We start from the raw sequence: 14,738 nt of genomic DNA on the forward strand, positions 1-14,738 counted from the left end.
CCCCGCCCCCCACCCCTGTCAACACTTTGTCCTTACATTCGGACCATCCGCGGCGACCGCCTTGACAGCGCTCTCCGGGCGCCTCGACGCTGACGGAATGACGTTGTCGCGCAAGTCGCGTATCCGCATCGGCTCGGCCCCCGACTCCTGGGGCGTCTGGTTCCCCGACGACCCCCGCCAGGTCCCCTGGCGGCGCTTCCTCGACGAGGTCTCCGAGTCCGGCTACGACTGGATCGAGCTGGGCCCGTACGGCTATCTGCCCACCGATCCCGACATGCTGCGCGCCGAGACGGAGCGGCGCGGCCTGCGGGTCTCCGCGGGCACCGTCTTCACCGGGCTGCACCGCGGGCCCGCGGTGTGGGACGAGACCTGGGAGCACGTCTCCCGGGTGGCCGAGCTGACGCGGGCGACGGGCGCCGGGCACCTGGTCGTGATCCCCGCCTTCTGGCGCGACGACAAGACCGGCGAGGTCCTGGAGGACCGCGAGCTGACGGCCGAGCAGTGGCGCCAACTCGCCGACGGCACCGAACGGTTGGGCCGCGAGATCCGGGACCGCTACGGCCTGCGGATCGTCGTGCACCCGCACGCCGACACCCATGTCGACACCGAGGAGAACGTCGCCCGCTTCCTCGACGCCACCGACCCCGACCTCGTCTCCCTGTGCCTGGACACCGGGCACTACGCGTACTGCGGCGGGGACAACGTCAAGCTGATCGAGACGTACGGCGCACGCATCGGCTACCTGCACCTCAAGCAGGTCGACCCCGAGATCCTCGCGGCGGTCCACGCGGAGGACCTGCCGTTCGGGCCGGCCGTGGCGCGCGGGGTGATGTGCGAGCCGCCCTCCGGCGTGCCGGCGCTCGAACCGGTCCTCGACGCGGCGCAGGGGCTCGGCGTCGAGCTCTTCGCCATCGTGGAGCAGGACATGTACCCCTGCCCTCCCGACCGGCCCCTCCCCATCGCCCGCCGCACCCGCGCGTACCTCCGCACCTGCGGCGCCTGAGACGCGGGAGACGCCGGAGACGCCTCAGGGTGCCCCCACCTCACCCCTCGTACGTACACCCGTACCCAACTCCGTACGCGCGTACGGGAATTGACGACCTGCGGCCCCCGTTCGGCTCCGCGTGCGCATCCGGCACGGCGGGCGGGGGCGCAACTGCGCGCCACCACGCGCCGGGGGCGCGCGCCCTGACCACATGTGCGCCGTTTGCACACCCTCGCCCCGCCCGCCCAATGCATCACTCGCGTAACCAAAGTCCGCCTTCCGTCACACATGTCTCAGTAACGCGGGTTTCCCGTCACACCCGATCAACAGGACCCGCTCGCCGGTCACTCAGCGTCGTTCGCCGGGCACAGGCTGACTGCATGCCGGTTCGCGCTCAGCTCCCCCGACGGCTCCCCCGGGCCGCCACTGCGCGCGGACAGGGAGGTACCACTGATGACCGACCGCAAGCTCTGGTCGTACAAGGACATCGCCGCACACATCCGCGTCCAGCCGGACACGGTGCGGTCCTACCGGAAGCACGGACTGCTGCCGGCGCCCGACCACGTCGAGGGCGGAAAGCCCTACTGGTACGCGGACACGATCCGCGCCTGGGTGGCGAGCAGGCCCAGCAACCGGGGGCGCAGACCATGAGCCGCTCCGGATAGACCGTCCGCCCCGGCCCCCGCACGACGCCCGCGCGGGGGCCTCCGCACTCCCGCCGAGCCCCGCCGATCTCCGCGCGCGCACCCGCACTCCCCTGCCTAGACTCCTCGGGAAGTCCCGATTCCTCCGGTTCCAGAGGGGTTTGTACGTGAGTCAGTACCCGTCGGCGCCCCCGCATCCGCCCCGCACGACCACCCCCGCCACCCCCAGGCTGTGGAAGCGCTGCCTGTGGACGGGACTGCTGCTGTGGGCGCTGACCGCGATGGTCACGTACGCGACCGAGAACACGACGCTGCTGCCGACCCTGATCCTGCTCGGCAGCTTCCTCGTCCCGTCCGTGTTCGCGCTCTGGGCGTACGAGCGGCACGGCTCCGACCTCGGCGTCGGGACGCTGCTCGGCTGCTTCCTGACCGGCGGGATCCTGGGCGTCCTCGGCGCCTCGGTCATGGAGTACTACCTGCTCCACCCCTCCCTGTGGATGTTCCTCGGCGTCGGCCTGATCGAGGAGGCGGTGAAGCTCGGCGCCCTGATGCTGCTCGTCCGCCGCCGTCCGGAGCTGCGCGGGGTGCGGGCCGGTCTGGTGCTCGGCGCGTCCACCGGCTTCGGCTTCGCGGCCTTCGAGAGCGCCGGGTACGCCTTCAACGCGGCGCTCTCCACCCAGGGCATCGACCTCCAGGCGCTGATCGAGACGGAGATCCTGCGCGGGGTGCTCGCGCCGTTCGGGCACGGCCTGTGGACGGCGATCGCGGGCGCGGTGCTGCTCGCACACCGGCGGCCCGACGGTCGGTTCCGGTTCGCCGGCCCGGTGATCGGCACGTATCTGGGCGTGGCCCTGCTGCACGCGCTGTGGGACTCGATGCACGGCATCGCCCTGTGGCTGGTGGTCGTGCTCACCACGACCCACGCCGACCGCACCCTGTTCGCCCAGGGCTATCTGCCGCGGCCGACGGACGAGCAGCAGCACCTGTTCACGCTGTTCTCGGTCGGCGGCCTCGTCGTCGTCACGCTGCTCGCCCTCGGCTGGGCGCGTTCGCTCTCCCGTCGCGATCCCACTTGGAGAAGTACCCCCTAGGGGTATACAGTCGTGAGTGTCAGGAGGGGCCGCCAGGCACCACGGCACCCGCCTCTCCTGTGCCGCGACCCCGCGCTGCACCGCGCGCCGAAGCCGTACGTCGAAGCCGTACGCCGACGCCGCGCCGCCCGAGGCCGCGGGCCGACCCGACGCCCTCGACGAGGAGTAACGACATGAGCGCCCAGACCGAGACCGAGACCCAGACGACCGGCTCCTGCTGCTCCCCCTCCGGCTCGTGCCACAGCGACGGCGCGGCCGCGACCCCGCAGGGCGCCGTCACCACCGTCTACCAGGTGACGGGCATGACCTGCGGTCACTGCGAGGGCGCCGTCTCCGCCGAGATCTCCGAGCTGCCCGGCGTGACCTCCGTCAAGGCCGTCGCCGCGACCGGCCAGGTCACCGTCGTCTCGGACGCCGAGCTCGACGAGGCCGCGGTGCGCGCCGCCGTCGACGAGGCCGGGTACGAGCTGACCGGCCGCGCCTGACCCACACGGGACCCGGGCCCGGCGCCGGGCCCGGGTCCCGTACCCTCCCTGCGTACCGGACGACGAAGAGAACGCGTGACCTGCCATGACTGAGACGGCGACCGAGCAGCCCGGGACCTCGACGGGAGGCTCCGAGGTCGAGCTCGCCATCGGCGGAATGACCTGCGCCTCCTGCTCGTCCCGGATCGAGCGCAAGCTCAACCGCCTGGACGGCGTGACCGCCACCGTGAACCTCGCCACCGAGAAGGCGAAGGTGTCGTACGCGGACGGGGTCGAGGTGAGCGCCCTGATCGCGACGGTCGAGAAGCTGGGCTACAGCGCCGAGGAGATCGTTCCGGAGGCCCCGGACGTCCCGGCGGAACCCGAACCTCACCTTCCTGACGGCTCGTCCGCCGCCACCGGAGAGGAGAACGGCGAGGCCGACGCGCTGCGCCGGCGGCTGCTCGTCAGCGCCGTGCTCGCGCTGCCCGTCGTCCTGATGGCGATGGTCCCGGCCCTGCAGTTCGACCACTGGCAGTGGCTCTCGCTGACCCTCGCCGCGCCCGTCGTGGTCTGGGGCGGGCTGCCCTTCCACCGCGCCGCCTGGACCAACGCCCGGCACGGCGCGGCCACCATGGACACCCTCGTCTCCGTCGGCACCCTCGCCGCCTTCGGCTGGTCGCTGTGGGCGCTGTTCTTCGGCACGGCCGGGGCGCCCGGCATGCGGCACGGCTTCGACCTGACCGTGGGCCGCACCGACGGCTCCGGCGCCATCTACCTCGAAGTCGCCGCAGGAGTCGTCACGTTCATCCTGCTCGGCCGCTATCTGGAGGCCCGCGCCAAGCGGAAGGCGGGCGCCGCCCTGCGCGCCCTCCTCGAACTCGGCGCCAAGGACGCCACCGTGCTGCGCGCCGGGCGCGAAGTCCGCGTCCCCGCAGGGCAGTTGCGCGTCGGCGACCGCTTCGTCGTACGCCCCGGCGAGAAGGTCGCCACCGACGGCACCGTCGTCGAGGGCGCCTCCGCCGTGGACGCGTCCATGCTCACCGGCGAGTCCGTGCCGGTCGACGTGGCCGTGGGCGACACCGTGACCGGCGCGACCGTGAACACCTCGGGCCGGCTGGTCGTCGAGGCGACCCGGGTCGGCGCCGACACCCAACTCGCCCGCATGGCCCGGCTCGTGGAGGACGCACAGAGCGGCAAGGCCGCCGTGCAGCGCCTCGCCGACCGGATCGCCGCCGTCTTCGTCCCCGTCGTCCTGCTGATCGCCGCCGCCACCCTCGGCGCCTGGCTCGGCAACACGGGCGACGCGGCCGCCGCGTTCACCGCCGCCGTCGCCGTACTGATCATCGCCTGCCCCTGCGCCCTCGGCCTGGCCACGCCCACGGCCCTGCTCGTCGGCACGGGGCGCGGCGCCCAGCTCGGCATCCTCATCAAGGGCCCCGAGGTCCTGGAGTCCACCCGCCGCATCGACACGGTCGTCCTCGACAAGACCGGCACCGTCACCACGGGCCGCATGGAACTCCACGACGTGCACGCGGCCGAGGGCACCGACGAGAAGGAACTCCTGCGGTACGCGGGCGCGCTGGAGCACGCCTCCGAGCACCCCGTCGCCCGCGCGATCGCCCGGGGCGCCGAGGCCGCGGCCGGCGCGCCGCTGCCCGCCCCGGCGGACTTCGCCAACGTGCCGGGCCTCGGCGTGCGCGGCACCGTCGAGGGCCGCGCCGTCCTGGTCGGCCGCGAGCGGCTGCTCGCCGACGCCGGGGTCGAACTGCCCGCGGAGCTGTCGGCGACGCTCGCCGAGGCGCAGGCCAGGGGCCGTACCGCCGTGGCCGTCGCCTGGGACGGAGTGGCACGCGGTGTCCTCGCCGTCGCCGACGCGATCAAGGACACCAGCGCCGAGGCCGTACGCGACCTGCGCGCCCTCGGCCTGACGCCGGTGCTGCTCACCGGGGACCACCGGGCCGTCGCCCGGTCGGTCGCGGCCGAGGTCGGCATCGACGAGGTCCGCGCCGAGGTCCTTCCGCAGGACAAGGTGGCCGCCGTCCGCGAGCTGCAGGCGGCCGGCCGCACGGTCGCCATGGTGGGCGACGGGGTCAACGACGCGGCCGCCCTGGCCGCCGCCGACCTGGGCCTGGCCATGGGCACGGGCACGGACGCGGCGATCGAGGCGGGCGACCTGACGCTGGTCCGCGGCGACCTGCGGGTGGCCGCCGACGCGATCCGGCTCTCCCGCCGCACCCTCGCCACGATCAAGGGCAACCTCTTCTGGGCCTTCGGCTACAACGTGGCGGCGCTTCCGCTCGCCGCGGCCGGGCTCCTGAACCCGATGATCGCGGGCGCCGCGATGGCGTTCTCGTCGGTCTTCGTGGTCACGAACAGCCTGCGGCTCAAGTCGTTCCGGTGACCCGGCGCCGGTGACCTCGCACCGGCCGCCTCGTTTCACTGAAGGGACGGTTCCGTCTCGGGGTGCGAGAAGGAACGCCGAAGACCTTCACGTACTCCCCACAATCCCCTTACTCTGGGGCCCCGATCACCTAATCGGGGCCCTTGTGTATGTAGCTGGACATATGCAGGAGACGTAGATCACAGAGATTCGCACGTAACCATTTGGGGGACTCGCAGGTCTAAGAGTGCGATGGCTGGAACGTCTTGGGGGGCGTTCCTGTCCATCTGGGGATGTCTTGGGGGACGTCTCCAGCAGAGGTATCCCCGCGCTCCAGGGCGCTGGGGAGAGCGTTGGCCGGGGCACGTGCACCGGGGAGCTTTGAGCGGCCCTCCCGTACGTACGCGTCCCGGCGGACCGCGACGTGTGCTCGGCGCAGCACTCTTGGACGCCCGGCCGGATCCCGTGGGGGGAATCCGAACCGGGGACAAAGGGAAGCGCCCCGCAGGCCGGCCCGTGGGGGGACCGGTCGCGGGGCGCTTCTCTGCACCTGGGTCCGCGTTTGTGCGGAACGCGGACCTTAAGGGGTCAGGTGCCGGTACGGCGGCCGAGCGGGGCTCAGCGGGACTCGACCGGGACGAAGTCGCGCTCGACGACGCCCGTGTAGATCTGGCGCGGACGGCCGATGCGGGAACCCGGCTCCTTGATCATCTCGTGCCACTGGGCGATCCAGCCCGGGAGGCGGCCGAGCGCGAAGAGCACGGTGAACATCTCGGTCGGGAAGCCCATCGCGCGGTAGATGAGGCCCGTGTAGAAGTCCACGTTCGGGTAGAGGTTGCGCGAGACGAAGTAGTCGTCGGAGAGCGCGTGCTCCTCCAGCTTGAGCGCGATGTCGAGCAGCTCGTCGGACTTGCCGAGGGCCGACAGGACGTCGTGCGCGGCAGCCTTGATGATCTTCGCGCGCGGGTCGAAGGACTTGTACACCCGGTGGCCGAAGCCCATCAGGCGGACGCCGTCCTCCTTGTTCTTCACCTTGTTGATGAAGGAGTCGACGTTGCCGCCGTCGGCCTGGATCTGCTCCAGCATCTCCAGGACGGACTGGTTGGCGCCGCCGTGCAGCGGGCCCCAGAGGGCGGAGATGCCGGCGGAGATCGAGGCGAACATGTTCGCCTGCGAGGAGCCGACCAGGCGCACGGTGGACGTCGAACAGTTCTGCTCGTGGTCCGCGTGCAGGATGAGGAGCTTGTCGAGCGCGGAGACGACGACCGGGTCCAGGTCGTACTCGGCGGCGGGCACCGAGAACGTCATGCGCAGGAAGTTCTCGACGTAGCCCAGGTCGTTGCGCGGGTAGACCACCGGGTGGCCGACCGACTTCTTGTACGCGTACGCCGCGATCGTCGGGAGCTTGGCGAGCAGGCGGATCGTCGAGAGGTGACGCTGCTTCTCGTCGAACGGGTTGTGGCTGTCCTGGTAGAACGTGGACAGCGCGGAGACCACCGAGGACAGCATGGCCATCGGGTGCGCGTCCCGCGGGAAGCCGTCGTAGAACCGCTTGACGTCCTCGTGCAGCAGCGTGTGCGAGGTGATCTCGTCGCGGAAGGTGGAGAGCTGGTCGACGGTGGGGAGCTCGCCGTTGATCAGCAGGTAGGCCACCTCGAGGAAGGTGGAGCGCTCGGCCAGCTGCTCGATCGGGTAGCCGCGGTACCGCAGGATGCCCTGCTCGCCGTCGAGATAGGTGATGCCGGATTTATAGGCGGCGGTGTTGCCGTACCCACTGTCCAGGGTCACCAGACCGGTCTGGGCGCGGAGCTTCCCGATGTCGAAGCCCTTGTCGCCGACGGTGCTGTCGATCACCGGGTAGGTGTACTCGCCATCGCCGTACCGCAGTACTACAGAGTTGTCGCTCACGTCATCCCTCACCGACGTAGTGCCTCTTCTTCGAGGTGCCCTGACTGTCTCTACCATCCCCCATTTGGCCCTGGAGAGTGCACTCGGGGTCGACCATTGGGCCTATTGACGGCACTCAGTGCCGTCAGCCTGCACATCCTGCCCCCTTCGCCCCGGTTCCGGAACCCCCTCGTGACCTTTGCCACCGAAATGATCGATCAACCAGGGCCAACGCGAATCGTCATTTCCCACGAAGCCGGTGGTCAAGCGCCGTGCACCGGCGTCCAGCGGACACGGTGCGCACCGCCTGGCCCAGCGCCTTGCGCGAACCGACCAGGACCACCAGCTTCTTGGCCCTGGTCACAGCCGTGTAGAGCAGGTTCCGCTGGAGCATCATCCAGGCCCCGGTGGTGACCGGAATCACCACCGCGGGGTACTCGCTGCCCTGCGAGCGATGGATGGTCACCGCGTACGCATGCGCCAGTTCGTCCAGTTCGTCGAATTCGTACGGCACTTCCTCGTCCTCGTCCGTCAGGACCGTGAGGCGCTGCTCGTCCTGGTCGAGGGCCGTGACGACGCCGACCGTGCCGTTGAAGACGCCGTTCCTGCCCTTCTCGTAGTTGTTGCGGATCTGCGTGACCTTGTCGCCCACGCGGAACGTGCGGCCGCCGAATCTCTTCTCCGGGAGGTCGGGGCGCGCGGGCGTCACCGCCTGCTGGAGCAGGCCGTTGAGCACTCCGGCGCCGGCCGGGCCGCGGTGCATCGGCGCGAGCACCTGGACGTCCCGGCGCGGGTCGAGGCCGAACTTCGCCGGGATGCGCCGGGCGGCGACGTCCACGGTGAGCCGGCCCGCCTCCTCGGTCTCCTCGGCGACGAAGAGGAAGAAGTCCTTCAGGCCCTGAGTCAGGGGCGGGGCGCCGGAGTTGATGCGGTGGGCGTTGGTGACGACGCCGGACTGCTGCGCCTGCCGGAAGATTCGGGTGAGGCGCACCGCCGGGACCGGGCCCGACTCGTCGAGCAGGTCTCTGAGCACCTCGCCCGCACCGACGCTCGGCAGCTGGTCGACATCGCCCACGAACAGCAGGTGGGCGCCCGGGGGCACGGCCTTCACCAGCTTGTTGGCGAGCAGCAGGTCGAGCATCGACGCCTCGTCCACCACCACCAGGTCCGCGTCCAGGGGGCGGTCCCTGTCGTACGCCGCGTCCCCGCCCGGCTTCAGCTCCAACAGGCGGTGCACCGTGGACGCTTCGGCTCCGGTGAGCTCGGCGAGGCGTTTGGCGGCGCGGCCGGTGGGGGCGGCGAGGACGACCTTGGCCTGCTTGGCGCGGGCCAGCTCGACGACCGAGCGGACCGTGAACGACTTGCCGCAGCCGGGGCCGCCGGTGAGGACGGCGACCTTGCGGGTGAGGGCCAGCTTCACCGCCTCCTCCTGCTCCGGGGCGAGCTCGGCGCCCGTGCGCCGCCCGAGCCAGGCCAGGGCCTTGTCCCAGTCGACGTCCTGGAAGGCGGGCATCCGGTCCTCCTCGGCCCGCAGCAGCCGCAGCACCTGGGCGGACAGGGAGAGTTCGGCCCGGTGGAACGGCACCAGATAGACGGCCGTGACGGTTTCGCCGTCGGCCGGGCCCGGCACCTGCTCGCGGACCACGCCCTCCTCCTCGCCGGCGAGTTCCGCGAGGCAGTCGATGACCAGGCCCGTGTCCACCTGGAGGAGCTTCACCGCGTCCCCGATGAGCTGCTCCTCGGGCAGGAAGCAGTGGCCCTGGTCGGTGGACTGCGACAGCGCGTACTGCAGGCCGGCCTTGACGCGCTCCGGGCTGTCGTGCGGGATGCCGACGGCCTGGGCGATGCGGTCCGCGGTGAGGAAGCCGATGCCCCACACGTCGGCCGCCAGGCGGTACGGCTGGTTCTTCACCACGGAGATGGAGGCGTCGCCGTACTTCTTGTAGATCCGCACGGCGATGGACGTGGAGACCTGCACGCCCTGCAGGAAGACCATGACCTCCTTGATGGCCTTCTGCTCCTCCCAGGCCGCGGCGATCTTCTCCGTGCGCTTCGGGCCGAGGCCGGGGACCTCGATGAGGCGCTTCGGCTCCTGCTCGATGACGTCGAGGGTGTCCAGGCCGAAGTGCTGCGTGATGCGGTCGGCGAAGACCGGGCCGATGCCCTTGACCAGGCCCGAGCCGAGATAGCGGCGGATGCCCTGGATCGTGGCGGGCAGCACCGTCGTGTAGTTCTCCACCGTGAACTGCTTGCCGTACTGCGGGTGGGAGGCCCAGCGGCCCTCCATCCGCAGGGACTCGCCGACCTGGGCGCCGAGGAGCGCGCCGACGACCGTGAGCAGATCTCCGCCGCCGCGGCCCGTGTCGACTCTCGCGACCGTGTAACCGCTCTCCTCGTTGGCGTACGTGATGCGTTCCAGGACGCCCTCGACCGCCGTCAGACCCGTTGCCGCGCCCGCTGCCGGGCTCCCCGCCGCTTTCGACATGCCACGACGCTACCGCCGGGCTCGGACAGTCCGCCGAGCCTGTGGACAACTTCCGAGCCGACCCCTCTACCCGACCGATCTGAACCGTTCGAGGGTCTCCGCGAGGACCTCGTGGCCGTCCCTGGCCCACAACTCCGCGTTGAACAGCTCCACCTCGACCGGGCCCGTGTACCCGGCCTCCGCCATCCGCGTATGCCACTCGGTGAAGTCGACCGCGCCGTCGCCGAGTTGGCCGCGGCCGTTGAGCACCCCGGCGGGCAGCGGGGTCGTCCAGTCGGCGAGCTGGTACGCGTACAGCCGGCCGCCCGCGCCCGCGCGCGCGACCTCCGCGGGCGCCCGGTCGTCCCACCACAGGTGGTACGTGTCCACGCAGACGCCCACCTGGTCGGCGGGGAAGCGCTCCGCCAGGTCGAGGGCCTGCGTGAGGGTGGACACCACGCAGCGGTCGGCCGCGTACATCGGGTGCAGCGGCTCCACGGCGAGACGCACGCCGCGCGCGTGCGCGTACGGGCCGAGTTCGGCGAGGGCGTCGGCGATGCGTTCGCGGGCGCCGTGCAGGTCGCGGCTGCCGGGCGGGAGGCCGCCGGAGACCAGGACCAGGGTGTCGGTGCCGAGGGCGGCGGCCTCGTCGACGGCGCGGCGGTTGTCGTCGAGCGCCCGCACGCGCGCGTGCGGGTCGATCGCCGTGAGGAAGCCGCCGCGGCACAGTGTCGTGACCGTCAGTCCGGAGTCGCGCATCAGCTTCGCGGCGGCTTCGAGGCCGTACTCCGCGACGGGCTCGCGCCACAGGCCCACCCCGGTGACCCCCAACGCGCCGCAGGACTCGGCAAGTTCGGGCAGCGACAGCTGCTTCACCGTCATCTGGTTGATGCTGAAGCGGGTCATGTCGAGGGTCACCGGGCGACTCCGTACATGTCCAGGAGCGACCTCATCCGGGCTGCGGCGAGGTCCGGGTCGGGGAACAGGCCGAGGCCGTCGGCGAGTTCGTACGCCCTGGCCAGGTGCGGCAGGGAGCGGGCGGACTGGAGGCCGCCGACCATCGTGAAGTGGCGCTGGTGGCCCGCGAGCCAGGCGAGGAACACCACGCCCGTCTTGTAGTAGCGGGTGGGCGCCTCGAAGAGGTGGCGGGACAACTCGACGGTCGGGTCGAGGAGTTCGCGGAATCCGGCCGTGTCCCCGGTGTCGAGCCTGCGCACCGCGTCCGCCGCCAGCGGGCCGAGCGGGTCGAAGATGCCGAGCAGGGCGTGGCTGAAACCGTGCGCGTCGCCCGCGATCAGCTCGGGGTAGTGGAAGTCGTCGCCGGTGTAGCAGCGCACGCCCTGCGGGAGAAGGCGGCGCAGGGCGACCTCGCGGTCCGCGTCGAGCAGCGAGATCTTCACGCCGTCGACCTTGTCCGGGTGCGCGGCGATGACCTGGAGGAACGTGTCGGTGGCCGCGTCCAGGTCGGTCGAGCCCCAGTAGCCGGTGAGCGCCGGGTCGAACATGGGGCCCAGCCAGTGCAGGATCACCGGCTCGGCGGCCTGGCGGAGCAGGCGCCCGTAGACCGTCAGGTAGTCCTCGGGGCCGCGGGCGGTCGCGGCGAGGGCCCTGGACGCCATGAGGATCGCCTGCGCGCCCGTCCCCTCCACGAGCGCGAGCTGTTCCTCGTAGGCGCCCAGGACCTCGCCCGGACCGGCCCCCGCCAAGTGGCCCTTGTCGCCGGTCAGTTGGTCGGTGCCGACGCCGCAGGCGATGCGGCCGCCGACCGCCTTCGCCTCGGCCGCCGAGCGCCGGATCAGCTCGGCCGCGCCCGCCCAGTCCAGGCCCATGCCGCGCTGTGCGGTGTCCATCGCCTCGGCCACGCCCAGGCCGTGCGACCACAGGTGGCGGCGGAAGGCGAGCGTCGCGTCCCAGTCGACGGCGGCCGGGCCGTCCGGGGAGGTGTCGGCGTACGGGTCGGCCACCACATGGGCCGCCGAGAACACGGTGCGGGACACGAGCGGCGCCGAGCCCGCGGGGCGGAACGGCTCGCTCCGCGGGGTGTACGCGCGCGTGCCGCCGGTTTTCGTGGGGAGCTGGAGGGTCACAGGGTCAGCTCCGGTACGTCGTAACGGCGGCCCTCGGCCGAGGACTTGAGGCCGAGCTCGGCCAGCTGCACGCCGCGCGCGCCCGCGAGCAGGTCCCAGTGGTACGGCTCGTCGAGCACCACATGGCGCAGGAACAGCTCCCACTGCACCTTGAAGCCGTTGTCGAACGTGCCGTTGTCCGGCACCTCCTGCCACTGGTCGCGGAACCGCTCGGTCGCCGGGACGTCCGGGTTCCACACCGGCTTGGGGGTCGCGGAGCGGTGCTGGGCGCGGCAGTTGCGCAGGCCCGCGACGGCGGAGCCCTCGGTTCCGTCGACCTGGAACTCGACCAGCTCGTCCCGGTTGACCCGTACCGCCCAGGAGGAGTTGATCTGCGCGACCGCGCCGCCCTCCAGCTCGAAGATCCCGTACGCGGCGTCGTCGGCCGTGGCCGCGTAGGGCTTGCGCTGCTCGTCCCAGCGCTGCGGCACGTGCGTGGCTGCGAGGGCCTGCACGGACTTCACGCGGCCGAACAGCTCGTGCAGCACGTACTCCCAGTGCGGGAACATGTCGACGACGATGCCGCCGCCGTCCTCCGCGCGGTAGTTCCAGGAGGGGCGCTGGGCGTCCTGCCAGTCACCCTCGAAGACCCAGTAGCCGAACTCGCCGCGTACGGACAGGATGCGGCCGAAGAAGCCGCCGTCGATCAGGCGCTTCAGCTTCAGCAGGCCCGGCAGGAAGATCTTGTCCTGGACGACGCCGTGCTTGACGCCCGCGGCGTTCGCGAGGCGGGCCAGTTCGAGGGCGCCCTCCAGAGTGGTGGCGCTCGGCTTCTCGATGTAGAGGTGCTTTCCGGCGGCGACGGCCTTCCTGACGGCCTCCTCGCGGGCCGAGGTGACCTGTGCGTCGAAGTAGACGTCGACGCTGTCGTCGGCGAGCGCCGCGTCCAGGTCCGTCGTCCAGTGCTCCAGGCCGTGCTCGTCGGCGAGCGCCTTCAGGGCGTGCGCGCGGCGGCCGACGAGGACCGGTTCGGGCCACAGCACGGTGCCGTCGCCCAGGTCGAGGCCGCCCTCCTCGCGCAGCGCGAGGATCGAGCGGACCAGGTGCTGGCGGTGACCCATCCGCCCGGTCACGCCGTTCATGGCGATGCGCACCGTCTTACGTGTCACGAAGTCCTCCGTACGCCGTTCCCCGTGGAAGCGAGCCGATGGAAGGCGCGGTGCCCGGCGCAGGGGTACGCGGTGCACGGCGCCGTGAAAGCGCAGCGGAAAGAGCAGCGGAGAGCCGTATAGCAAGCGCTTTCTATCCGGGGAAAAGCTAGCCTGCCTGACAAGCCCCGTACAAGAGGGCCGGGCCAAGTGCCCCACAGGGGGAGCGCCGGAGAGTCACCGGAGCGGGCGGCACGCGCGCGTGGTGACGGTTTTCCCCGGCCGCCGGCGGGAGCCGTCCGGCGGTGGAACCGAAGAGAGCCCACGGAGGCGTGCAGATGACCGTGACCCTGGCGGACGTGGCGGCCCGCGCCCAGGTCTCCCCCGCCACCGTCTCCCGCGTCCTGAACGGCAACTACCCGGTGGCGGCTGCCACCAGGGAGCGGGTGCTGCGCGCGGTGGACGAGCTGGACTACGTTCTGAACGGGCCCGCGAGTTCGCTCGCCGCGGCCACCTCCGACCTGGTCGGCATCCTCGTCAACGACATCGCCGACCCGTTCTTCGGGATCATGGCCGGCGCCGTGCAGTCCGAGATCGGCGGTCCCGGCGGGCGCGCGGGCGGGGAGCGGCTCGCGGTGGTGTGCAACACCGGCGGCTCCCCGGAGCGCGAACTGACGTATCTGACGCTGCTGCAGCGCCAGCGCGCCGCCGCCGTCGTCATCACCGGCGGCGCCGTCGAGGACCCCGAGCACGCGGCGGCGCTCACCACGAAGCTGCAGCGGCTCACGGACGCCGGTACGCGCGTGGTGCTGTGCGGCCGGCCGCCCGCGCCCGAGACGGGCACCGTGGCGCTCACCTTCGACAACCGCGGCGGCGGCCGTGCCCTCACCGAGCACCTGCTGCTGCTCGGCCACCGCAGGATCGGGTACATCGCGGGCCCCGAGGAGCGCACGACGACCCGTGACCGCCTGGAGGGCCACCGTGACGCCCTCGCGGGGGCGGGCCTGCCGCGCGGCGACGAGCTGACCCTGCACGGCCCGTACGACCGCGCCACGGGCCACACGGCGACGGTCGAACTCCTGCGCCGCGAGCCCGCGTTGACGGCGATCGTCGCGGCCAACGACACGGTGGCGCTCGGGGCCTGCGCGGCGCTGCGCGAGGCGGGGCGGCGCATACCGGACGACGTCTCCGTGGCCGGTTTCGACGACCTGCCGTTCAGCGTGGACGCGGTGCCCGCCCTGACGACCGTACGACTCCCCCTCGCGGAGGCAGCGGCCCGCGCGGGCCGCATCGCCATGGGCCGCGAGAAACAGCCCCCCGGCGGAGTGGCCACGATCCCCGGCGAGCTGGTCGTACGGGGGTCCACGGGGGCGGTGTGAGGCCGTGCCGGTCTGGTGCACCCGGATTCGGCCGATCTGAAGGGCCGCAGGCCGGAGGCGTTCGCTCCGGACGGCACGACGGGAAACACGACGGGTAACAGGGCCGGACGACCTCGGGGCGGGCCCGGTCGGGCGACCTCGGGGCGGGCCCGGCCAGGCGGCCCGGGTTCGGCGTGGACCGGCTGGGCGTGGGCCAGCTGGGCGAGGACCGGCTGGGCGAGGACCGG

General features: G+C 72.0%; 12 protein-coding genes. 7 read left to right on the forward strand and 5 right to left on the reverse strand.

Annotated features, from left to right (window positions below):
* The first annotated feature begins 97 nt into the window (after positions 1-97).
* The 6 genes from ACIDOF_RS19195 (at position 98) to ACIDOF_RS19220 (ending at position 5,588) form a co-directional block, all read left to right on the forward strand.
* A complete protein-coding gene (locus tag ACIDOF_RS19195) occupies positions 98-1,003 on the forward strand; it encodes a sugar phosphate isomerase/epimerase family protein (protein WP_409007153.1) in 906 nt (301 codons plus the stop codon).
* Positions 1,004-1,438: 435 nt separating this feature from the next.
* Entirely contained in the window at positions 1,439-1,636 is a 198-nt protein-coding gene (locus tag ACIDOF_RS19200; RefSeq protein ID WP_409007154.1) for a helix-turn-helix transcriptional regulator, read from the forward strand.
* Between the two features lie 160 nt (positions 1,637-1,796).
* Positions 1,797-2,720, forward strand: coding sequence for a PrsW family intramembrane metalloprotease (locus ACIDOF_RS19205; protein ID WP_409007155.1), 924 nt, complete (start codon positions 1,797-1,799; stop codon positions 2,718-2,720).
* 16 nt (positions 2,721-2,736) lie between these two features.
* Positions 2,737-2,889 (forward strand): hypothetical protein, encoded by a 153-nt coding sequence (locus ACIDOF_RS19210; RefSeq protein WP_409007156.1) that lies wholly within the window; start codon positions 2,737-2,739, stop codon positions 2,887-2,889.
* Between the two features lie 4 nt (positions 2,890-2,893).
* Positions 2,894-3,205: a heavy-metal-associated domain-containing protein gene (locus ACIDOF_RS19215; protein WP_409007157.1), complete on the forward strand. Its 312-nt coding sequence runs from the start codon at positions 2,894-2,896 to the stop codon at positions 3,203-3,205.
* An 85-nt stretch (positions 3,206-3,290) separates the two neighbouring features.
* The gene (locus tag ACIDOF_RS19220; RefSeq protein ID WP_409007158.1) at positions 3,291-5,588 is read left to right on the forward strand and encodes a heavy metal translocating P-type ATPase; all 2,298 of its coding nucleotides are present in this window, start codon (positions 3,291-3,293) and stop codon (positions 5,586-5,588) included.
* Positions 5,589-6,185: 597 nt separating this feature from the next.
* Here the strand turns inward: ACIDOF_RS19220 and ACIDOF_RS19225 are convergent.
* From ACIDOF_RS19225 to ACIDOF_RS19245, 5 genes are all read right to left on the reverse strand, one after another.
* Positions 6,186-7,475 carry a citrate synthase gene (locus ACIDOF_RS19225; RefSeq protein WP_409007159.1) on the reverse strand — a complete coding sequence of 430 codons (1,290 nt, stop codon included), beginning with the start codon at positions 7,473-7,475 and terminating at the stop codon, positions 6,186-6,188.
* 220 nt (positions 7,476-7,695) lie between these two features.
* Positions 7,696-9,939 carry an ATP-dependent RecD-like DNA helicase gene (locus ACIDOF_RS19230; protein ID WP_409007160.1) on the reverse strand — a complete coding sequence of 748 codons (2,244 nt, stop codon included), beginning with the start codon at positions 9,937-9,939 and terminating at the stop codon, positions 7,696-7,698.
* Between the two features lie 66 nt (positions 9,940-10,005).
* Positions 10,006-10,824: a sugar phosphate isomerase/epimerase family protein gene (locus tag ACIDOF_RS19235; protein WP_409007289.1), complete on the reverse strand. Its 819-nt coding sequence runs from the start codon at positions 10,822-10,824 to the stop codon at positions 10,006-10,008.
* Positions 10,825-10,832: 8 nt separating this feature from the next.
* A complete protein-coding gene (locus ACIDOF_RS19240) occupies positions 10,833-12,005 on the reverse strand; it encodes a dihydrodipicolinate synthase family protein (protein WP_409007161.1) in 1,173 nt (390 codons plus the stop codon).
* A complete protein-coding gene (locus ACIDOF_RS19245) occupies positions 12,002-13,153 on the reverse strand; it encodes a Gfo/Idh/MocA family protein (RefSeq protein WP_409007162.1) in 1,152 nt (383 codons plus the stop codon). The genes ACIDOF_RS19240 and ACIDOF_RS19245 overlap by 4 nt, the downstream gene beginning before the upstream one ends.
* Positions 13,154-13,470: 317 nt before the next feature.
* Here ACIDOF_RS19245 and ACIDOF_RS19250 point away from each other — a divergent pair, with 317 nt between their 5' ends.
* Positions 13,471-14,511 (forward strand): LacI family DNA-binding transcriptional regulator, encoded by a 1,041-nt coding sequence (locus tag ACIDOF_RS19250; protein WP_409007163.1) that lies wholly within the window; start codon positions 13,471-13,473, stop codon positions 14,509-14,511.
* Positions 14,512-14,738 lie beyond the last annotated feature (227 nt).

The sequence above is a fragment of the Streptomyces sp. Da 82-17 genome, from assembly GCF_046098215.1.
Classification (GTDB): Bacteria; Actinomycetota; Actinomycetes; order Streptomycetales; family Streptomycetaceae; genus Streptomyces.

Bases quoted from the DNA above. Each gene is read 5' to 3' on its own strand.
- ACIDOF_RS19195 (WP_409007153.1), top strand. From the start codon at position 98: ATGACGTTGTCGCGCAAGTCGCGTATCCGCATCGGCTCGGCCCCCGAC.
- ACIDOF_RS19200 (WP_409007154.1), top strand. From the start codon at position 1,439: ATGACCGACCGCAAGCTCTGGTCGTACAAGGACATCGCCGCACACATC.
- ACIDOF_RS19215 (WP_409007157.1), top strand. From the start codon at position 2,894: ATGAGCGCCCAGACCGAGACCGAGACCCAGACGACCGGCTCCTGCTGC.
- ACIDOF_RS19220 (WP_409007158.1), top strand. From the start codon at position 3,291: ATGACTGAGACGGCGACCGAGCAGCCCGGGACCTCGACGGGAGGCTCC.
- ACIDOF_RS19230 (WP_409007160.1), bottom strand. From the start codon at position 9,939: ATGTCGAAAGCGGCGGGGAGCCCGGCAGCGGGCGCGGCAACGGGTCTG.
- ACIDOF_RS19235 (WP_409007289.1), bottom strand. From the start codon at position 10,824: ATGACCCGCTTCAGCATCAACCAGATGACGGTGAAGCAGCTGTCGCTG.
- ACIDOF_RS19250 (WP_409007163.1), top strand. From the start codon at position 13,471: ATGACCGTGACCCTGGCGGACGTGGCGGCCCGCGCCCAGGTCTCCCCC.